The organism is Streptomyces chisholmiae (assembly GCF_031845445.1).
Classification (GTDB): domain Bacteria; phylum Actinomycetota; class Actinomycetes; order Streptomycetales; family Streptomycetaceae; genus Streptomyces; species Streptomyces chisholmiae.
In genome coordinates this window covers 406,538-426,854 of sequence record NZ_JAVREO010000004.1, presented here as the reverse complement: position 1 = coordinate 426,854, position 20,317 = coordinate 406,538, and the positions used below count along the sequence as shown (strand labels likewise).

Below are 20,317 nucleotides of genomic sequence, written 5' to 3'. Positions count from 1 at the left end.
CCCTACCCACTCCCCTGGCCGACTACAGCGTGTTGCCCGGCACCAGGTGGCCGCTGATGGTGTGCGCGGCGCGGTGCATCCGCTGGGCGATCAGCGGGATGCGGGGCGGCAGCAGGCGTTCGGCCGGCGCGGCCAGCGCCAGCCCGCCGACCGGCTGCCTGGCCTGGTCGCGGATGACGACCCCGACCGCGGCCACGTCGTCGGCGCTCTCGCCGTGGTTGGTGGCGTAGCCGGTCTGCGCGACGGTGGTCAGGTGGCGCTGGATGTCGTCCAGGCTGCCGAGGGTGCGGTCGGTCAGCGCCTGCACGCCGCGCGGGTAGAGGTCGCGGACCCGCTCGGGTGGCAGCGCGGCGAGGATCGACTTGCCGGCGGCGGTGGCGTGCGCGGGCAGCACCATGCCCACCCGCAGCCCGACCCGCAGCGGCTGGGGGGACTCCACGCCGTCCACGAACCGGGCGCCGTTGCCCTCCAGCACCACCAGGTGGACGGTCTCCCCGGTGTCCTCGGAGAGCGCCCGCAGCTGCGGCCTGGCGACCTGCCGCAGGTCGAGCCGGCCGAGCGCGCGCAGCCCGGCGTCCACCAGGGCCGGGCCCGGCCGGTAGACGTGGCTGTCCCCGCGCTGGGTGGCGAAACCGCGGAAGGTGAGGGTGGACAGCAGCCGGTGCGCGGTGGAACGGGCCACGCCCAGCAGTTCGGCGGCCTCGAAGACGCGCAGCTCGCCCCGTTCGTCCAGGGCGTGGATCAGCCGCAGCGCGTTGTCCACCGAGGCCAGGCTGTAGGGCGGCGGGGTGGCCGGCCAGCCGGCCGGCGGGCCGCCCCGGACGGGCCCGGCCCGGCCGGCGGGGCGACCGGTGGCGCGGTCGTCAGGGGCGGTTGACGAGATCCTTGTCATATGCGGCGACTCTCTTGTAGTGGTCGGAGATCGCGGCCATCTCCTCCTGGCTGATGACGTCCTCGATCCGTTCGAAGGGCCGGTCCCCGGTGCGGTCGTGGACCTCCTTGAGGATGGTGTCCGGCGGCTGCACGCGGTTGGTCATCACCACCTGGGTGGTGGCCGGCAGGCGTTCGGCCTCATAGGCGAGGAGCGCTCCGCGCGGGTCGGCCGGGGTGGCGGCCAGCGCCTCGCCGAGCGCCCGGGCGTCGAGGATGGCCTGGCCGGCGCCGTTGGAGCCGCGCGGCACCATGGGGTGGGCGGCGTCACCGAGCAGGGTGACCCCGTCGAAGGTCCAGCGGGGCAGCGGGTCCTGGTCGACCATGGGGTACTCCAGGACGGTCTCGGCGCCCTGGATCAGCGCGGGCACGTCCAGCCAGTCGAAGTGCCAGTCGGCGAAGACGTCCAGGAAGTCGTCCAGCCGGCCAACGCGGTTCCAGTCGCGGGTGGTGTCCCGGGGGCGCTCCACCTCGGCGACCCAGTTGACCAGCTGGTCACCGGCCGCGTTGACGGCGTTCCTGACCGGGTAGATGACCATCTTTCCCGAGGTCAGCCAGCCGGCCCTGACCATGCTGGCGCCGCTGAGGAACGGCTGCCAGGGGGTGACCCCGCGCCACATGGTGACGCCGGAGTAGCGGGGCGCGCCCTCCGCCGGGTAGAGCTGGGCGCGGACGGCGGAGTGGATGCCGTCGCAGGCGACCAGGACGGTGGCGGTCTCGGTGGTGCGGGCGCCGGTGGCGGCGTCCTCGACGGTGGCGGTGACCCGCCGCCCGTCGTCGCTGACCTCGACCACCCGGCGGCCGAGTGCGACCGCGTCGGCGCCGAGCCGGTCCCGGACGGCGGCCAGCAGGCCGAGCTGCACGTCGCCGCGGTGCATGGACAGCTGCGGGTGGGCGTAGCCGGCGTGCCGGCCGAGCGGCTCGCGGTAGCAGAGCTGGCCGAAGCGGTTGAAGAAGACCGACTCGGCGGTCTCGACGCCGGCCGCCGCCAGCGGCCCCGCCACCCCCAGCCGGTCCAGCACCCGGACCGCGTGCGGCAGCAGGTTGACGCCGGCGCCGATGGGCGCCAGCTCGGGCACCGCCTCCAGCACCCGGCAGGGCACGCCGGCCCGGTGCAGCTCCAGGGCGAGGGTGAGTCCGCCGATCCCCGCGCCGACGACGAGAACGTTCATCTGCTTGCCGTGCCTTTCTCCGTGGCCGTCACTCCGGCCGCTCGGTGCCGGCCGTGGTCCCGGCCGCCCGCTGGGCCGTCGGGTGGCCGCCGGGGCGGCGCTCCGCCGCCCGTTCGCCGGCCACACCCGTGACCCGTCTCTGGGACCGGAACCCTAGGAACGCCGGCCGGCGGGATGCCCGGCGCCCCACCTGCGATTCTGCTATGCGGAACTACGAAACGCCAAGGCCCGGACGCGTTCCGCTGAGCGCCATTCCACGGAGCAGAATCCCGTGGCCGGCGGCACCGGACCGCCCGAAGACCGCTCCTAGGGTGTGGCCGGTCGGCCGCCGGTGGCCCGTCCCGCCCCGGCGGGCGACACCCGCCGGACGGCAGCACACCGCAGCCGGACGGCCGCGCACCGCCCCGCCGGACGGCGGCGCGCCAGGCAGCGCGAGAAAGGAAGGGCTCATGACCGTGGACGAGCGACCCACCGACCACGCGTCGGTCGGCAACCCCATGACGGCCGAGGACTCACCCGAACTCAGGCGGCTCTACGCGGACTTCGACGCCGAGCACCTGATCCCCCTGTGGACCCAGCTGGGCGAGCTGATGCCGATGAGCCCCGCCCCCCGGGCCCGGCCGCACGTCTGGCGCTGGGGCACGCTGCACCCGCTGGCCGCGCGGGCCGGCGAGCTGGTGCCGGTCGGCCGGGGCGGCGAGCGCCGGGCCATCGCGCTGGCCAACCCCGGGCTGGCCGGCCACGCCTACGCCACACCCACGCTCTGGGCGGCGATCCAGTACCTCGGGCCCCGGGAGACCGCCCCGGAGCACCGGCACGCGCAGAACGCGTTCCGCTTCGTGGTGGAGGGCGAGGGCGTGTGGACGGTGGTGGACGGCGACCCGGTGCGGATGAGCCGCGGCGACCTGCTGCTCACCCCCGGCTGGCAGTTCCACGGCCACCACAACGAGACCGACCGGCCGATGGCCTGGCTGGACGGGCTGGACATCCCGTTCTCGCACTACACCGACGTCGGCTTCTTCGAGTTCGGCTCGGACCGGGTCACCGACTACGCGACGCCCCGCCACTCGCGCGCCGAGCGGCTCTGGTGCCACCCCGGGCTGCGCCCGCTGACCGGGCTCGCCGACACCGTCGCCTCCCCCATCGCCGCCTACCGGTGGGAGCACACCGACCGGGCGCTGACCGAGCAGCTGCTGCTGGAGGAGGAGGGGCACCCGGCGACGGTGGGGCAGGGGCACGCGGCGATCCGCTACGTCAACCCGACCACCGGCGGCGACGTGCTGCCCACCATCAGGACCGAGTTCCACCGGCTGCGACTCGGGGCCGAGACGGCCACCCGCCGAGAGGTGGGCTCCAGCGTCTTCCAGGTCTTCCAGGGGCGCGGCCGGGTGGTGCTGGACGGCGTCGAACACACCGTGGAGCAGGGCGACCTGTTCGTGGTGCCCTCCTGGGTGCCCTGGTCGGTCGGGGCCGAGTCCGGCACCGAGGGCGGCTCCACCCTTGACCTGTTCCGTTTCTCCGACGCGCCGGTGATGGAACGGCTTGGCTTCGCGCGTACGCACGTAGAGGGAGAGAACCGATGAGGCTGGCGACGATCCGGCTGCCCGAGGGCGGCACCAGGGCGGTGCGAGTGACCGGCGAGACCGTCACCGAGCTGGCGTACGAGGACGTGGGGGCGCTGCTGCGGGCCGGCGCGCTGGACCGGGCGCGGACCGCCGAGGGACCACAACGCGCCTACGCCGACGTGGACCTGGCTCCGGTGGTCCCGCACCCGGGGAAGATCCTGTGCGTGGGGCTCAACTACCGCGGCCACATCCTGGAGATGGGCCGCGAACTGCCCACCGCGCCCACCGTGTTCACCAAGTACCCGGAGGCGCTGGTCGGCCCCAACGACCCGGTGCTGCTGCCGCCGGAGTCCGACCAGATCGACTGGGAGGGCGAGTTGGCCGTGGTGGTCGGCAGCACGGTGCGGCGCGCCGACCCGGCGGCGGCGCGGGCCGCGATCGCCGGCTACGCGGTGCTCAACGACGTCACCATGCGGGACTGGCAGTACCGGACGCTCCAGTGGCTGCCGGGCAAGTCCTTCGAGGCGAGCACCCCGTTCGGGCCCGAGCTGGTCACCCCGGACGAGTTCACCCCGGGCCCGGCGCTGGTGACGGCGGTGGACGGCGAGGAGGTGCAGCGCGCGGCCACCGACGACCTGGTCTTCGACCCGGCCGAGCTGATCGCCTACCTGTCCACCATCCTGACGCTGCGGCCCGGCGACGTGATCGCCACCGGCACGCCGGGCGGCGTCGGCCACGCGCGCAAGCCGGCCCGCTACCTGACGCCCGGTCAGACCCTGACCACCACGGTCGAGGGGCTCGGCACGCTGCGCAACCCGACGGTCGCCGAGCCGGTGGCCACGGCCGCGACCCCGGCATGACCAGCCCGACCGGGGTCGGGGCGACGGGGGCCGGGGCCGGGGCGACCGGCCAGGCGTTCGACGAACTGGCCGCCGCCCGGGCCGAGTTGCGGCGCCGGCAGGGCCCGGGGCTGCGCACCGACGCCCCCGGGGCGCCGCACGCCGAACTGGCGCTGGCCCGGCTCGGCACCGCCTTCCTGGCCCGGCAACTGGCCGGGATCAGCGACGCCGAGCTGGCCGGGCCGAGCCTGCTGCCGGGCTGGAGCCGGGCCGCGCTGGTCGCCCATGTCGGCTACAACGCCCGGGCGTTGACCCGGCTCTGCGCCTGGGCCGAGACCGGGGAGCCGCACCCGATGTACGCCTCGCCCGAACAACGGGCGCGGGAGATCGAGTACGGCGCGAGCCTGCCGCCCCGGGCGCTGCGCGCGCTCTTCGCGCACAGCGCGACCCACCTGGACGTGGCCTGGCGCGACCTGCCGTCGGCCGCCTGGACGGCCGAGGTGGTCACCGCGCAGGGGCGGACCGTGCCGGCCGCCGAGACGGCCTGGATGCGGACCAGGGAGGTCTGGGTGCACGCCGTCGACCTGGCCACCGGCGCCGGCTTCGGCGCGTTCCCGCCGGACCTGCTGGACCGGCTGGCGGCCGACGCGGTCGGCGCCTGGCGGCGGCGCGGCGAACCGCCGGCGCTGACACTGGCGGCCGACGACCGGGCCGCGCCCCTGGTGGTGGGCGACGGCACCGGCCCGACGGTCGCCGGCCGCCAGGCCGACCTGGTCCGCTGGCTCCTCGGCCGCGGCCCCCACCACCTGCGCCACCCCACCCCCGACCCGCCACCCCTCCCCCGCTGGCTCTGACCCACGAACCCCCGCGCCACCGCGGGGGTTCGCTGGCGAACGCCCAGCCGGTCGTCGCTCCTGCTGCGAAACGCCTACGTGGCGTCCTGGTGTGACAGGTTCGACCTACCCGTGCCGCCCATGGTCGCTGGTCGTGCTGCCGGCCGCCTGAACCTCCGCTTCGAGGTCGGTGAACGTGAAGTTGTCGAGGGTCACGGCAAGTTGGCAGGCGACAACCCACCGGATCCGCGGATCGCCGAAGGGGATGCCGGCGGCGTCAACGAGAACGGGGCCCAGGGGCCGAGGTCCCCGCAGTGGGAGCCGGCCCTCTCGCCTTCGCATCACGCATGACCAAGACGCTATTCGCGAAGGTAGCGAGGTTGGTCTCTATGCTCACCGTGCACAGTGGCAAGGCGCGGCCTGGCAACGAACGGAGTGGCGCGTGGTGGGTGGCAATGAGTGGGTCAACACGTCGGCGCCGTACACGCGTGCGCGTGCGGCGGGGCAGGGCGACGCCTGGGGCGCGGAGACCGCCGCCCGAGGTCGGCGCGGCACCCAACGCGTCCTCGGCGCCGGGACGGTGCCGGCCCCCGAGCCGGTGGCGCGGGCGTTCGGCCTCCCCGCAGGCCATTCCGTGGTGGAACGACGCCGGATCATCTACCTGGACGACGAGGCCACCGAGGTGACCGGCAGCTACTACCCCCTGGAGGTGGCCGCCGGGACGCGGCTCGCCCAACGGGCCAAGATCCCCGGCGGCGCGGTGACCCTGCTCGCCTCCCTCGGTTTCGTCGCCCGCACCGTCACCGAGGAGGTCCGAGCCCGAATGCCCGACGAGGAGGAGAAGCGACTCCTCGACCTGGACCACCACGAGCCCGTGCTCCACCTACTCCGCCACACCTTCGGCGACCACGAACTCCCGTTCCAGGTGGACGTGTCCGTCTTCCACGCGGGCACCCAGAGCCTGCGCTACGAGATGAGGACTGTCTGATGTCGAGGGCAGATGAAGCGGAAGCCGCTCGGCGACCACCCGACGCCCGTGCCGGCGGGCCTCCGTGCCAAGGTCACGTCGGGCGGCCTCACACCCCGACACGGCCCCTCGACCGGGTGTCGGCACACGTCGCGCAACCGCCCGGGCGGTCAGCCGCCTGCCGGATGCCGGGCTCGCGCCGGAACGCGGCGCGAGACGAGCGGATGCCGCGATGAGCGAGCGCATCACCGAGCAGGCGTGGGCGGACGCCCGCGTCCTCTGGGGGTATCAGCGGATGCGGCACGAGCCGCGCCCGTGCTCCGTCGCCGTGGGGCTCGGCAGTCACGACCTGGGGGTGGCGGACGTGGCCGCCAGTCTCTACCGGGCGGGGCTGGTGCCGCTCGTCCTCTTCACCGGGGCGAACAGCCCGACCACCCGCGAGCGGATGCCAAGGGGCGAAGCCCAGCACTACCGGGAGCGGGCGCTCACCCTCGACGTGCCCGACGCGGCGATCCTGGTCGAGCCGCGGGCGACGAACACCGGGGAGAACATCCGTTTCTCGCGCGCCCTGTTGGCGGACCGCGGGATCGCCGTGGACTCAGTGCTGCTGGTGAGCAAGCCCTACGAGGAACGGCGGGCCTACGCCACCGCGCGGAAGCTCTGGCCGGAGGTCGAGGTGGTGAGCGCCTCCTCGCCGATGTCGTTCGCGGACTACGTCGCTTCCGTGGGGGACGCCACCCTGGTCATCGACATGCTGGTCGGCGCCCAGCAGCGGCTTCTGGTCTACCCGGAGCGCGGGTTCATGATCAGCCAGCCCGTGCCGACGGAGGTGCGCGCCGCCTTCGACCGGCTCCGCGCGGCCGGCTTCACCAGCCGCCTCGTCCCGTAGCCACGCCGGAGAGACACCCAGCGACAGCACCCACCCACGGGAAGCGACCGCCTCCCTCGCGGGCGACGGCCGCCTCGGCCGCGGGCCGCCGCGCAGCGCGACGGCCCCGCCGTCCCGCGCACCGCCGACCCCCGTCGCCGCCCCGCCGGGGTTCGCACATGCGTGTGGGATGTCAGCCGGACCGACCACATTCGCCACGAACCGCCCATAGCGTGGCCACACCCCCGCCATACTTCTCGGTGACAGCCGACCGATCAACAGCCCAGGGTCAACGACCCCTTGACGGGCCAGGCCCGCGCCACCAGCATCTGTAAACGATTCCAGCGGCTGGAAACGTTTCCCGGAACCAGCCGAACACGGGGTGAAGACCGCCAACCACCATGAACACAGCACAAGGGGACAGGACATGCCAGACGGGGGCCCGCCGACCATCGTGTCCATAGCCGAACGCGCCGGCGTCTCCATCGCGTCCGTCTCCCGGGTGCTCAACGGGCAGGGCGCCCGCCGGGACACCACCGAGCGGGTGCGGCGGGCCGCCGCCGAGCTGGGCTACGTGCCCAACGCGGTGGCCCGCTCGCTCAAGGGCGGCCGGACCCGCCAACTGACCTTCGCCATGCCGGACATCGGCAACCCGGTCTACGTCGCGATGGTCCGGGCCATCCAGGAGGTCACCAAGGCCGCCGGCTACCGGCTGCTGCTGCACTCGACGGACGCCGTCGCCGAGGACGAACTGGCCGTGCTGCGCAGCCTCCAGGACCGCACCAGCGACGGGCTGATCCTGGTGCCGATCCGGATCACCGACGCGCACGTCGCCGCGCTCGGCGCGGCGGCCGGCCCGGTGGTGGTGATCGGCTCGCTGCCGCCCGGCGTGCCGGTGGACAGCGTGCGGGCCGACTCGGTGGCCGGCGCCACCCTCGCGGTGCGCCACCTGCACGCCACCGGCCGCCGCCGGATCGCCTTCGTCAACGGCCCCGCCGACACCGTGCCGGGGCACCACCGGGAGCTGGGGTACCGGGCCGGGCTGGCCGAGTGCGGCCTGCCCTACCGGCCGGAGCTGGTGGTGCGCACCGAGTTCGGGGTGGAGGCCGGCGCCCGCGCCGCGCGGCGGCTGCTGCCGGCCGGCCCGGACGCGCTGTTCTGCGCCAACGACCAGTTGGCGCTGGGCGCCGCGCACGCCCTGCTGGCCCGCGGCCTGCGGGTGCCGGCGGACCTGGCGGTCGCCGGGATGGACGACAGCGAGCTGGCCCAGGTCGCCTGGCCCCCACTGACCAGCGTGGACCTGGGCTCCGCCGAACGCGGCCGGCGCGCCGCCGAGTTGCTGCTGGACCGGCTGGACGGCCGGCCGGCGCCCCCCGGCGGGGAGCGCGCCGGCCCGGCGCCCCGCACCACCACCGCCCCACCCCGCCTCGTCGTGCGCGCCTCGACCGCGCCGGCGACCGACCCGAAGCCATGAGGTTCGCATGACTCTGCTTCCCGCCCGGGCCAAAGCCGTCCCGGGTCAGGGGAACCGCGGCACCCCGCCCCCGAGGACGCCGGCCGAGCGCCGGCGGGCCCTGGGGCTCGACCGGGGCGCCTGGTTCCTGCTGCTGCCGGCGCTGATACCCATCCTGGTGCTGAGCGTGGGCCCGTTGCTGTACGCGGTCTCCCTCGCCTTCACCGACGCGCAGGCCGGCCGCACCGAACCCACCCAGTTCGTCGGCCTGTTGAACTTCACCGACCTGCGGCACGACACCCTCTTCTGGGACTCCTTCCGGATCGGACTGGTCTGGGCGCTGTGCGTCACGACGCTCCAGTTCCTGCTGGCGCTCGGCCTGGCGCTGCTGCTCGACCAGAACCTGCGGCTGCGCTGGCTGGCCCGCACCCTGGCGCTGGTGCCCTGGGCGATGCCGGAGGTGGTGGTCGGCATCATGTGGCGGCTGGTGTACCACCAGGACGCCGGCATCCTCAACCAGACGTTGGGTCAACTGGGCCTGATCGAGAGCGATGTGGACTGGCTGACCAGCCTGTCGCTGGCGCTGCCCTCGGTGATCGCGGTCGGCGTCTGGGCCGGCATGCCGCAGACCACGGTGGTGCTGCTGGCCGGGTTGCAGAACGTGCCGCGGGAGCTGCGGGAGGCGGCCGAGCTGGACGGCGCCGGGGCGTGGCGCCGGTTCGCCTCGGTGACCTGGCCGGCGATCCGGCCGGTGGTGCTGGCCATCACCGCGCTCAACCTGATCTGGAACTTCAACTCCTTCGGGCTGGTCTACGTGTTGACGCAGGGCGGCCCGGGTGGCAACACCAGACTGCCGGCGCTCTTCGCCTACGAGGAGGCGTTCAAGTACGGGCAGTACGGCTACGCGGCGGCGATGGGGCTGGCGATGGTCGCCCTGGTCGCGGTGCTGTTGGCGCTGTTCCTGCGCGGCAGGCTGCGGGAGGACGCCCGATGAGCGACACCCCACGACCCGCGCCCCCGGTCTCCCGGCCGCCGACCCGGCGGCGGCTGGCGCGCGGCGCCGGCCGGGCCGGGCAGTACCTGGCGCTCGGCTGCTACCTGGTCTTCCTGGGCTTCCCGCTGCTGTGGCTGCTGTCCACGGCGCTGAAGTCGCCGCAGGAGCTGGGCTCAATCGACCCGACGTGGATCCCGGAGCAGCCGACGCTGGAGAACTTCCGGGCCGCGTTCGACGCCCAGCCGCTGCTCAGGTCGGCGCTCAACAGCGCGCTGGTGGCGACGAGTTCGGCGGTGATCGCGGTGACGGTCGCGGTGCCGGCCGCCTATGTGATGGTCCGCTACCGGTCGCGGATCGGTCAGGTCGGCACGGTCTGGGTGCTGGTCAGCCAGATGTTCCCGTTCGTGCTGGTGATCATCCCGCTCTTCCTGGTGCTGCGGAACCTGCACCTGATCAACTCGCTGCCCGGGCTGGTCGTCGTCTACGTGGTGTGGAACCTGCCGTTCGCGCTGTGGATGCTGCGCGGCTACGTGCGGGCGGTGCCGGTCGCGCTGGAGGAGGCGGCGGCGGTGGACGGGGCCAGCCGGCCGCGGACGCTGGTCAGCGTGGTGCTGCCGCTGTTGACGCCGGGCCTGGTGGCCACCCTGATGTTCTCCTTCGTGACCGCCTGGAACGAGTTCTTCTTCGCCCTGGTCCTGCTCAAGTCTCCGGAGAAGCAGACGATGTCCGTGATCCTGACCCACTTCATCGGCGCCGAGGGCGTCGCCGACCTGGGCCCGCTGGCCGCCGCCGCGCTGCTGGCCACGCTGCCCAGCCTGCTGTTCTTCGCGCTGCTCCAGCGGCGGCTGGTCAGCGGGATGCTCGCCGGGGCGGTGAAGGCGTGAGCGCCGCGCGCCGGGCCCGGCTGCTGGGCGCCACGCTGACGTTGGCCCTGTTGGGCACGGCCGGCTGCGGCGGCGGCTCGGGCGATCCGGACGGGCCGGTCACCCTCGACTTCCTGAGCCTCGCCTGGCAGGCCGAGTCGGTGGCCGCCAACGAGGATCTGGTCGCCGAGTGGAACGCGGCCAACCCGGACGTCCAGGTGCGCTACGTGCAGGGTTCCTGGGACAACATCCACGACCACCTGCTGACCTCCTTCGAGGGCGGCGAGGCGCCGGACGTCATCCACAACGACGCCTCGGACCTGACGGACTTCGCGAACGGCGGCTTCCTCGCCGACCTGACCGGACTGCTCCCCGCCGAGCTGCTGGCCGACGTGCCGGCCGCCGCCTGGTCGACCACCGAGTACGACGGCGGCCTCTACGGGGTGCCGTTCCTCCAGGAGCCCCGGGTGCTGGTGGTCAACCAGGCGCTGCTGGCGGACTCCGGGGTGCGGGTGCCGACCCCCGACGCGCCGTGGAGCTGGGCCGAGTTCGAGGCGGCCAGCGCCGCGCTGACCCGGGACACCGACGGGGACGGCGAGACCGACACCCACGGCGTCGCCTGGTCGATGAGGGAGCCGGTCACCCAGACCGTCAACCTCTCGCTCTCCACCGGCGGCCAGGTGTTCACCCGGCGGGACGGCCGGAACGAGGTGCGCTACGGCCCGGCGGACTCCGCCGTCGCCGAGCTGATCCACCGGCAGGTGCACGAGGACGGCACGGCCGCCGCGAGCGCCCTGGGCATGTCGGGCTCGGACACGCTGCCCGGCTTCTACGCCGGCCGGTACGCGATGCTGCCGCTGAACTTCTCCTTCCGGCAGCAGGTCGCCCAGCAGGCACCGGACGGCTTCGCCTGGACCGTGCTGCCGATGCCCAGCGGCGGCGCCGAGCACGGCCTCGCGCAGGGGACGGCACCGCAGACCCTGTCGGTCGCCGAGGAGAGCGACCACCAGCGGGCCGCCGCCGACTTCGTCGCCTTCCTCACCCAGCCGGAGCACCAGGTGCGACTGGCCCTGGGCGACTGGATGTTGCCGACCAGCGAGACGGCACTCGCGGACCCGGCGCTGGACACCCCGGAGCACGGCTGGCGCACCGGGACCCGAATAGCCGGCGAGCTGCGTCCCTCCCCGGTGCTCGGGGTGCGCGGCTACCCCGAGTGGAAGGACAAGATCGCCACGCCCGCGCTCCAGGAGTACTACCGCGGGGGCATCGATCTGGACCGTCTCCGCGAGCAGCTCACCGACGACGGCCAGCGGATTCTCAACCGCTACCAGCGCTAGCGGCCCGCCGCGTCGGAGGCTTCCGCCCAACCAGAAATGAGCACGTCAGACATGAGCGTCAGCCTCGACCCCGTTCCCGAGCCGAGAACCACGACGCCAGCCGCGGGGAGCCCGGACGGGCCCCGCGGGCTTCGGACCATGACCGCGGGAGCGCCCCCCGTCGTGCCCAGGGACCGCGCCAGGGGCGCGATGCTGGGCCTGGCGGTGGGCGACGCCCTGGGCGCGCCGGCGGAGAACCTCACCCCGTCCCAGATCCGTGACCGGTGGGGTCGGATCGACGGGTTCGTCAGCGAGGACCCGGCCGGCACCGACGACACCGAGTACGCCATCTTCTCCGGCCTGTTGCTGGCCGAGCACGGCTCGGCGCTGACCGTGGCGCAGGTCGAGTCGGCCTGGCACGCCTGGATCGCCGACCGGGACGAGGGCCCGTTCAAGGGCGCCGGCTTCAGCGAGCGCGGCACCCTGGAGAACCTCCGCCGGGGCCTGGCCGCGCCGATCTCGGCGCAGCACCGGCACGCCTGGAGCGACGGACTGGCCATGCGGGCCGCCCCGTTCGGGGTGTTCGCGGCTGGCCGGCCGGCGGAGGCGGCCCGGCTGGTCGCCATCGACGGCACCGTCTCGCACGACGGGGAGGGCATCTACGGCGGGCGCGCGGTGGCCGCCGGGGTGGCCGCGGCGATGGTCGGGCACCGGCCCGAGGTGGTGGTGCAGGCCGCCCTTTCGGTGGTGCCGGAGGACTCCTGGACGGCCAGGTCGCTGCACCGCGCGGTGTCGGCGGCCCGGCGGGCCAGGCGGGACCCGCTGGCCACCCGGCTCTCGGTGGAGCGGGCGGTCAGGTCGGCCACCGTGATCGGCGGCTACCCGTGGACGGACCTGGCGCCGGAGGCGGTGGGCCTGGCGTTCGGCGCGTTCGCCGCGGCCCGCGGCCGGTTCCGGGAGGCGGTGACCACCGCCGTCAACATGGGCCGGGACGCGGACACCACGGCGGCCGTCGCCGGGGCGCTGGCCGGCGCGCTGGGCGGCGAGTCGGCCATCCCGGCCGACTGGGCCGCGGCGATCGGCCCGGTGCGGGGCAGCTGCCTGCCGTCCATGGCGGGCCGTCATGTGCTGGATGTGGCCGAGCTGTTGACGCCGACGTCGGACGACAGCGCGGGGGCGGTCGCGTGAGCGCGCACCCCACCGCCGACGGGGGCCAGCGCCGGATCGAGGGCCTGCTGCTGGGCATCGCGGCCGGCGACGCGGCGGGCTGGCCCTCGGGCCGGCACCGGGCGACCCGACTGCCGGACTGGACCCGCCGGCTGACCAGGGAGCTGGACACCTTCGCCGAGCAGAACGCGACCACCACGCTGCCGGTGCCGATCGCGCTGAACCAGCCGCCCGACCCGCTGCGGCTGGGCCCGTCGGACGACGCCGAGTGGGCGGCGTTCACCGCGCAGGCGGTGCTGTCCGCGACGGTGTCCGGCGGCAGCGACCTTTCCACCGACCAACGGGTGCGCTCCGCCCTGGCGTTGGCCTGGAACGCGCTGGCCGACGAGGTGGCGGCGGCGGCCGAGCAGGCCGAGGAGATCGAGTCGGCGCACGTGCCGCTGCGGGCCCGGATCTCCGTCCGCGCCGGCCTCGGCAACCTGGCCGCCGGGCTGCGCCCGCCGGCCACCGGCCACGACAACCCGCACTACTTCGACGACGCGGCCTGCGTGCGGGCCGCCGTGCTGGCCGTGGTGCACCCGGGGCAGCCGGCCGCGGCGGCCGATCTCGCCGAGTTCGACGCCCGCTACACGCAGGACGGCGACGGGGTGCACGGGGCGCGGGCGGTGGCCGCCGCGGTGGCGGTGGCGCTCGGCGGCGGCCCGATGGAGAGCTGCGTGGCCGCCGCGCTGCGGCAGCTGCCGGCGGAGACCGAGATCCGGCGGAACGCGCTGCGCGCCGTGGAGTTGGGGCAGGCCGCGGCCGCCGCCAGGCCGGGGCTGCCGGGGAACGCGTTCGCGCTGGTCCCGGTCCTGGAGCACGAGATCGTCGACCACGTCTACAGCTACGGCATCGCGGCGGCCGAGACGGTTCCGGTGGCCCTGGCGGTGGCCACGGCGGCGGCCGGCGCGGTCACCGAGGCGGTGCCGAGCGCGGCCTGCCTCTCCCGGGTCGCGGACTCGGCGCCGGCCCTGGCCGGGGCGCTGACCGGGGTGGTGGGTGGCGCGGCGGCGCTGCCGGCGAGTTGGCGGGACGCCTGCCGGACGCTGGCCGGCTGCGCGCTGCCCCGGCTGGCCGGCGTGGACCTGGTGGAGCTGGCCACCGCGCTGGAGTCGGCGCCGTGCCTGCCGGACCCGGCGGGCGCCGCGTCCGCCGACCCCGCCGCCGGACCAGCCGCCGGACCGACAGCCGACCCCGCCGCCGGCCCCGCTGGAACCCAAGCAGTCACTGCCGATCACCTCGCAGCATCGTCGGAAGGACTCCGAGCATGAACCGACACGAGACCGTCACCGTGGCGCCGTCGCTGGCCGAACGCACCGCGGGGGTCCTGGTGGGCGCCGCCGTGGGCGACGCGCTGGGTGGGCCCGTCGAGGGCTGGACGCCGGAGGCGATCGTCGAGCGGCACGGCGGCCGGGTGCAGGGCATCGTCGAGCCGTTCCACCGGGACGACTGGCGGACCGCCCGGCCGATCGCCCCGTACCACAAGGGCGACGGGCACGTCACCGACGACACCCTGATGACCCACGCCCTGGTCCGCGTCTACGAGCGGGTCCGCGACCACCTGGACGCCTACGCGGTCGCCGACCACCTGGTGCCCGACCTGATGGGCACCCCCCGCTGGATTCCCGAACTGGAGGCGGAGGCCCTGCCGTTGCAGCGGATCTTCCTCGCCGAGAAGTGGATCGTGGCGCGGCTGCACTACGGCCACGTGGACCCGCGGGAGGCCGGCGTGGGGAACATCGTCAACTGCGGTGCCGCGATGTACATGGCGCCGGTCGGGGTGGTCAACGCGGCCAACCCGGCCGGCGCCTACGCCGAGGCCCTGGACGTGGCCGGCGCCCACCAGTCCAGCTACGGCCGGGAGGCGGCCGGTGTGTTCGCCGGCGCGGTGGCCGCCGCCTGCCAGCCGGACGCCACCCCCGACTCCGTGGTGGCGGCGGCGCTGGCGCTGGCCAAGGACGGCACCCGGGCGGCGATCGAGGCGGTCTGCGAGGTGGCCGCCGGCTTCGACGACTACGAGGCGGCGCTGGCTCCGCTGCGGGCCGCCGTCGCCCCGTTCGACACGGTCGGGCCCGAGTACCGCCAGCCGTCGCTGGGCGCCCGCCGGCCGTCCCGGCTGCACGCCATCGAGGAACTCCCCATCGCCCTGGGCATGTTGCTGATCGGTCGGGGCGACTACCGGCACACCGTGCTGGGTTCGGTGAACTACGGCAGGGACTGCGACTCGATCGCCACCATGAGCGGCGCCCTGGTGGGCGCGCTGGCCGGCGAGCGGGCGGTGCCGGCCGAGTGGAGCGAGGAGGTCGGCCGGGCCAGCCGGCTGGACCTGCGCGCCCCGGCGGTGGCGCTGGCCGAGGTGGCGCGCGAGGTGTTCGCCCGCGACCTGGCCAGGCGCCGCGCCCACGAGGCGCTCTTCCGCGCCATCGAGGCGGCCTGATGGGGGCGCCCGCGAGCCCGGCCGGGCTGCGGCTGACCTGGGTGCAGCCGGAGGACCTGGTCGGCCACGAGCTGGCCCAGGCCGCCCAGGACGGGCGGGACGCGCGCGCCGTCGAGCGGCGCTGGCTGGCCGCCGGCGGCCGGCCGGCGCCCGACCGGGCCGGCGCCTCGCCGACCCCGGCGCCGCCCGAGCGGCGCCGGCTCGCCCACGCGCTGCTGGACGAACTGGCCGCGCTGCCCTCGCCGTTGGCGGACCGCGAGCCGACCGAGCTGGCCGCCATCCGGGCCGCCTGCCCCGCCTGGCCGGCGCCGCCGGCCCGACCGGTTGCGCCGGAGCCGGCCCGGCTGGCGGCCGCCTGGCTGGGGCGGGCGGTCGGCTGCGTGCTGGGCAAGCCGGTGGAGAAGCTGCCGCTGTCGGCGATCCGGGCGCTGGCCCGGGCCGCCGGCAACTGGCCGCTGGACAACTGGTTCACCGAACGCGGCGTGCCGGCCGAGCTGTTGGCCGCGCACCCGTGGAACCGCCGCTCAGCGGCCACCTCGTTGGCCGAGAACATCGCCGGCACCCCGGAGGACGACGACCTCAACTACCCGTTACTCAACCTGCTGTTACTCCAGCGGCACGGCACCGACTTCGGTACCGCCGAGGTGGCCGGGGTGTGGCTGGACGAGCTACCGGCCGGCCGCACCTTCACCGCCGAACGGGTCGCCTACCGCAACCTGCTGGCCGGCCTTGAGCCACCCGCGACCGCCCGGCACCACAACCCGTTCCGCGAGTGGATCGGCGCCCAGATCCGTGCCGACGTCTTCGGCTGGACCCACCCGGGCGACCCCGGTCGGGCCGCCGAACTGGCCCACCGGGACGCGGTGTTGACGCACACCGGGAACGGCGTCTACGGGGCGATGTTCGTGGCGGCGGCGCTCGCCGAGGCGATGACCGGCCGGGCGGACGTGGACCGCTGCCTGACCGTCGGGCTCTCCGTGGTGCCGCCCGGCTCCCGGTACGCCGCCGCCGTCCGGGCCGGCGTCGCCGCCGCCCGCGCGCACCGGGACTTCGACCGCGCGGTGGACGAGCTGCACGCCCGCTTCGCCGGCCACCACTGGGTGCACGTGCTGCCCAACGCCGCGCTGCTGGCCGCCGCGCTGACGCACAGCGGGGGCGCGTTCACCGCGGCCGTCTGCCGCGCGGTGGCCGGCGGCCTGGACACCGACTCCAACGGCGCCACCGCCGGCTCGCTGGCCGGCGCGCTGGCCGGCACGCCGGCGGCGCTGCCCAGCCGCTGGACCGCCCCGCTGGACAACCGGCTGGCCAGCTCGGTCGCCGGCTTCGACGGCGTCGGCTTCGACACCCTGGCCGAACTGACGGCGGCCGTCGCCCCGGCCGCCGCGCCCGCCGGCGGCGGGGGCGGCCGGGACGGCGCCGGGTCGGGGAGCCCCCGCCGGGAAGACGCCGCCCGACCCGCCGCCCGGGGCACGACCAGCCCGGACGCCGACCCCGGACGCCGGGCCACCCGAGGCGAAGCCGCCCCGGACCTGCACGCCGGCCCCGCGCCTGCCCCGGGCGGAGTCGCCCCGGACGTCACCTCACCCACCGCCGGCGCCCGGCACGGGACAACCCGCGACGACGCCGCCCGGGACGGCCGCCAGCCGGACGCCGCCGGCGGCCCGCCGCCCGACCACGACGCGGCCCGGCACACCACCGGCCCCGCCGGCCCCGCCGGCCCCGCCGGCCCCGCCGGCCCCGCACCAGCTCAGGAGGCCCCCGCATGACCGGACCCCGCGCCACCGCCGTCGCGGTCCTCGGCTCGACCAACATGGATCTGGTGGCCTTCGTGGCCACCGCCCCCCGTCGCGGGGAGACCGTCGCCGGCCGGGAGTTCCGCACCCTGCCCGGCGGCAAGGGCGCCAACCAGGCCGTCGCCGCCGCCCGCGCCGGGGGCCGGGTCGCCATGATCGGCGCCGTCGGCGACGACCCGTTCGCGCCCCGGCTGCGCGCCGCGCTCGCCGACGCCGGCGTCGACACCACCGGCCTGCGCACCGTGCCGGGCGCCAGCGGGACCGCGCACATCGTGGTGGACGACGAGGGCGGCAACTCCATCGTGGTGGTGCCGGGCGCCAACAGCACGGTCACCGGCCTCGCCACCGGCGACGAGGAACGGATCGCCGCGGCCGACGCCCTGCTGACCCAGCTGGAGCTGCCCGTCGAGGGGGTGCTGGCCGGCGTGCGGGCGGCCCGCGCGCACGGCGTCCGCACCGTGCTCACCCCGGCGCCCGCCCAACCGCTACCGCCCGAACTCCTGGCCCTCACCGACCTGTTGGTCCCCAACGAACACGAGGCCGCGGTGCTGACCGGGGTCGCCGAACCGCTGGCCGCCGCGCGGGCACTGCTGGCCCTGGTGCCCGAGGTGGTGATCACCCTGGGCGCCGCCGGCAGCCTCTACGCCGCCCGGGACGCCGAGCCGGTCAGCGTGCCGGCCGTGCCGGTCCGGGCGGTGGACAGCACGGCCGCCGGCGACACCTTCGTCGGGGCGCTGGCCGTCGCGGTCGGCGAGGGCCGACCGGTGCCGCGGGCCATGGCCTGGGCCGCCGGCGCCGCCGCGCTCGCCGTGAGCCGTCCAGGCGCCTCGGCCTCGATGCCGAACCGCGCCGAGATCGACACCCTGTTCCGCTCAGCACCGACCCCCGGGAGGGCGTCGTGACCCACAACTCCGCCGCCGCGACCACCGCTTCGACGACTGCCCCGACCACCGCCGCGACCACCGGCTCCGCGCCGGACGACCGGCCGACGCCGCTGGCCGGCCTGCGGGTGCTGGACCTGGCCACGCTCTTCGCCGGGCCGCTGGCCGCCACCCTGCTCGGCGACTTCGGCGCGGAGGTCGTCAAGGTCGAACACCCGCGCCGGCCGGACCCGTCCCGCGGCCACGGGCCGAGCAAGGACGGCGTCGGGCTCTGGTGGAAGCTGCTGGGCCGCAACAAGCGGACCATCACGCTCGACCTGTCCACGCCGGACGGCCGCGAACTGCTGCTGCGGCTGGCCGCCGGGGCGGACGTGGTGATCGAGAACTTCCGCCCCGGCACCCTGGAGAAGTGGGGCATGGGGCCCGACGAACTGCACGCCGTCAACCCGCAGCTGGTGCTGGCCAGGGTCACCGGCTTCGGCCAGTTCGGGCCGTACGCCGGCCGGCCGGGCTTCGGCACGCTCGCCGAGGCGATGAGCGGCTTCGCCGCGATCACCGGCGAACCGGACGGCCCGCCGACGCTGCCGCCGTTCGGCCTGGCCGACTCGATCGCGGCGCTGACCACCGCCTACGCGGTGATGACGGCGCTGGCCGGGCGGGCGCACACCGGCCGGGGACAGGTGGTTGACCTGGCCATCATCGAGCCGCTGCTGACCGTGCTCGGCCCGCAGCCGCTCTGGTACGACCAGTTGGGCTACGTGCAGCCGCGCACCGGGAACCGTTCGACCAACAACGCGCCCCGCAACACCTACCGGACCGCCGACGGGCACTGGGTCGCGGTCTCCACCTCCGCCCAGTCCATCGCCGAACGCGTGCTGCGGCTGGTCGGCCGTCCCGAGCTGATCGAGGCGGACTGGTTCGCCAGCGGCGCCGGACGGGCCGCGCACGCCGACGAGTTGGACGAGGCGGTCGGCTCCTGGATCGCCCGGCACGACCGGGCGCAGGTACTGGCCGACTTCGAGGCGGCGCAGGCCGCCGTCGCCCCGGTCTACGACGTGCGGGACGTGCTGGCCGACCCGCAGTACCGGGCGCTGGAGACCGTCACCGAGGTGCCGGACCCGGAGTTGGGCACGCTCCGGATGCAGAACGTGCTGTTCCGGCTCTCCGCGACGCCCGGCGGCATCCGCTGGGCCGGCCGGCCGCACGGCGCCGACACCGACACGGTGCTGGCCGAACTCGGCGTCCCGGCCGACGAGATCGCCCGGCTGCGCGCGGCGGGCACCCTGTGACCGGGCCCGAACGCCCGCCGCTGACCTGGCTCTACGCCCCGGGGGACCGGCCCGAGGTGGTCGCCAAGGCGCTGCGCGCCGGCGCGGACGTGGTGATCGTGGACCTGGAGGACGCGGTCGCCCCGGACCGGAAGCGGTACGCGCTGGACGCCACCGCCGAACTGCTCGCCGACCGGACACCGGTGCCGGTGCACGTCCGGGTCAACGCGGTGGCCGGCCCGCTGGCCCGGCGGGAGGTGGCGCGGCTGGCCGGGCTGCCGGGGCTGGCCGGCCTGCGGCTGCCCAAAGTGACCGGGGCGGCCGCGCTGGCCACGGTCGCCGACTGGGCCGGCGCCACCGGCCCGGTGCCGCCGCTGTGGCCGCTGCTGGAGAGCGCCCTCGGCCTGGAGGCGGCGTTCGCCATCGCCTCGGGGCATCCGGCGGTCGCGGGGCTGGCCCTCGGCGAGGCCGACCTGCGGGCCGAGTTGGGGGTGCGGGACGAGGCCGGGCTGGCCTGGGCCCGGGGCCGCGCGGTGGTCGCGGCCCGGGCCGCCGGCCTCGACCCGCCGGCCCAGTCGGTCTACCCGGACGTGCGGGACCTGGCCGGCCTGGCGGACTCCTGCCGGGTCGGGCGGTCCCTGGGGCTGTGCGGACGGGCGGCCATCCACCCCCGCCAACTCGCGGTGATCGAGGAGGCGTTCACGCCGACCGCGGACGAGGTGGCGGCAGCCGGCGAGATCCTCGCGGCGGCCGCGGCCGAGGCCGGGGCGGCCGCCCTGCCGGACGGCCGGTTCGTCGACCCGGCGGTGGTCGCCGGCGCCCGCCGCACCCTGGCCCTGGCCGCCCGCCACCCCTGACCCCGGGGCCGCGCCCGCCCGCCGGCGGCGGCGCACGTGGCCCGCCCCGCCCGGCCGTTGCCGGCCGGGGCCGGG

Annotated in this window: 17 protein-coding genes and 1 pseudogene; 16 read left to right on the top strand and 2 right to left on the bottom strand. The window is 75.8% G+C overall.

Annotated elements, in window-relative coordinates; all coding sequences use genetic code 11:
• Window positions 1-22: 22 nt before the first annotated feature.
• Together RM844_RS09325 and RM844_RS09320 are read right to left on the bottom strand one after the other, a co-directional pair.
• Window positions 23-892: an IclR family transcriptional regulator gene (locus RM844_RS09325; protein WP_311666512.1), complete on the bottom strand. Its 870-nt coding sequence runs from the start codon at window positions 890-892 to the stop codon at window positions 23-25.
• Window positions 864-2,102: a flavin-dependent oxidoreductase gene (locus tag RM844_RS09320; protein ID WP_311666511.1), complete on the bottom strand. Its 1,239-nt coding sequence runs from the start codon at window positions 2,100-2,102 to the stop codon at window positions 864-866. The genes RM844_RS09325 and RM844_RS09320 overlap by 29 nt, the downstream gene beginning before the upstream one ends.
• 449 nt (window positions 2,103-2,551) lie before the next feature.
• Between RM844_RS09320 and RM844_RS09315 the strand changes: the two genes are divergently transcribed.
• The 16 genes and pseudogenes from RM844_RS09315 (at window position 2,552) to RM844_RS09240 (ending at window position 20,242) form a co-directional block, all read left to right on the top strand.
• Entirely contained in the window at window positions 2,552-3,685 is a 1,134-nt protein-coding gene (locus RM844_RS09315; protein WP_311666510.1) for a cupin domain-containing protein, read from the top strand.
• Window positions 3,682-4,527: a fumarylacetoacetate hydrolase family protein gene (locus RM844_RS09310; protein ID WP_311666509.1), complete on the top strand. Its 846-nt coding sequence runs from the start codon at window positions 3,682-3,684 to the stop codon at window positions 4,525-4,527. Before RM844_RS09315 ends, RM844_RS09310 begins: the two co-directional genes overlap by 4 nt.
• Window positions 4,524-5,360 carry a maleylpyruvate isomerase family mycothiol-dependent enzyme gene (locus tag RM844_RS09305; RefSeq protein WP_311666508.1) on the top strand — a complete coding sequence of 279 codons (837 nt, stop codon included), beginning with the start codon at window positions 4,524-4,526 and terminating at the stop codon, window positions 5,358-5,360. The genes RM844_RS09310 and RM844_RS09305 overlap by 4 nt, the downstream gene beginning before the upstream one ends.
• Before the next feature lie 421 nt (window positions 5,361-5,781).
• Window positions 5,782-6,327 (top strand): GntR family transcriptional regulator, encoded by a 546-nt coding sequence (locus RM844_RS09300; RefSeq protein ID WP_311666507.1) that lies wholly within the window; start codon window positions 5,782-5,784, stop codon window positions 6,325-6,327.
• Between the two features lie 211 nt (window positions 6,328-6,538).
• Window positions 6,539-7,195, top strand: a complete 657-nt coding sequence (locus RM844_RS09295; RefSeq protein ID WP_311666506.1) for a YdcF family protein — start codon at window positions 6,539-6,541, stop codon at window positions 7,193-7,195.
• Window positions 7,196-7,601: 406 nt separating this feature from the next.
• Entirely contained in the window at window positions 7,602-8,648 is a 1,047-nt protein-coding gene (locus RM844_RS09290; RefSeq protein ID WP_311666505.1) for a LacI family DNA-binding transcriptional regulator, read from the top strand.
• A gap of 7 nt (window positions 8,649-8,655) precedes the next feature.
• A complete protein-coding gene (locus RM844_RS09285) occupies window positions 8,656-9,621 on the top strand; it encodes a carbohydrate ABC transporter permease (RefSeq protein ID WP_311666504.1) in 966 nt (321 codons plus the stop codon).
• Window positions 9,618-10,505, top strand: coding sequence for a carbohydrate ABC transporter permease (locus RM844_RS09280; protein ID WP_311666503.1), 888 nt, complete (start codon window positions 9,618-9,620; stop codon window positions 10,503-10,505). Before RM844_RS09285 ends, RM844_RS09280 begins: the two co-directional genes overlap by 4 nt.
• Complete coding sequence (locus tag RM844_RS09275) at window positions 10,502-11,821, top strand: ABC transporter substrate-binding protein (RefSeq protein ID WP_394814463.1); 1,320 nt, start codon at window positions 10,502-10,504, stop codon at window positions 11,819-11,821. Before RM844_RS09280 ends, RM844_RS09275 begins: the two co-directional genes overlap by 4 nt.
• Before the next feature lie 138 nt (window positions 11,822-11,959).
• Window positions 11,960-12,988 carry an ADP-ribosylglycohydrolase family protein gene (locus tag RM844_RS09270; protein ID WP_311666502.1) on the top strand — a complete coding sequence of 343 codons (1,029 nt, stop codon included), beginning with the start codon at window positions 11,960-11,962 and terminating at the stop codon, window positions 12,986-12,988.
• A complete protein-coding gene (locus RM844_RS09265; RefSeq protein ID WP_311666501.1) occupies window positions 12,985-14,277 on the top strand; it encodes an ADP-ribosylglycohydrolase family protein in 1,293 nt (430 codons plus the stop codon). The genes RM844_RS09270 and RM844_RS09265 overlap by 4 nt, the downstream gene beginning before the upstream one ends.
• Complete coding sequence (locus RM844_RS09260; protein WP_311666500.1) at window positions 14,274-15,443, top strand: ADP-ribosylglycohydrolase family protein; 1,170 nt, start codon at window positions 14,274-14,276, stop codon at window positions 15,441-15,443. Before RM844_RS09265 ends, RM844_RS09260 begins: the two co-directional genes overlap by 4 nt.
• A pseudogene (locus RM844_RS09255) lies at window positions 15,443-16,804 on the top strand (ADP-ribosylglycohydrolase family protein); the annotation flags it as partial. The gene RM844_RS09260 and the pseudogene RM844_RS09255, both read left to right, overlap by 1 nt.
• Window positions 16,805-17,205: 401 nt before the next feature.
• Window positions 17,206-18,138: a ribokinase gene (locus RM844_RS09250; protein ID WP_311666499.1), complete on the top strand. Its 933-nt coding sequence runs from the start codon at window positions 17,206-17,208 to the stop codon at window positions 18,136-18,138.
• A 92-nt stretch (window positions 18,139-18,230) separates the two neighbouring features.
• On the top strand, window positions 18,231-19,406 hold the full coding sequence (locus RM844_RS09245; protein WP_311666578.1) for a CaiB/BaiF CoA transferase family protein: 1,176 nt from the start codon (window positions 18,231-18,233) through the stop codon (window positions 19,404-19,406).
• Window positions 19,403-20,242, top strand: a complete 840-nt coding sequence (locus RM844_RS09240) for an HpcH/HpaI aldolase/citrate lyase family protein (protein ID WP_311666498.1) — start codon at window positions 19,403-19,405, stop codon at window positions 20,240-20,242. The genes RM844_RS09245 and RM844_RS09240 overlap by 4 nt, the downstream gene beginning before the upstream one ends.
• The last annotated feature ends 75 nt before the right edge of the window (window positions 20,243-20,317 follow it).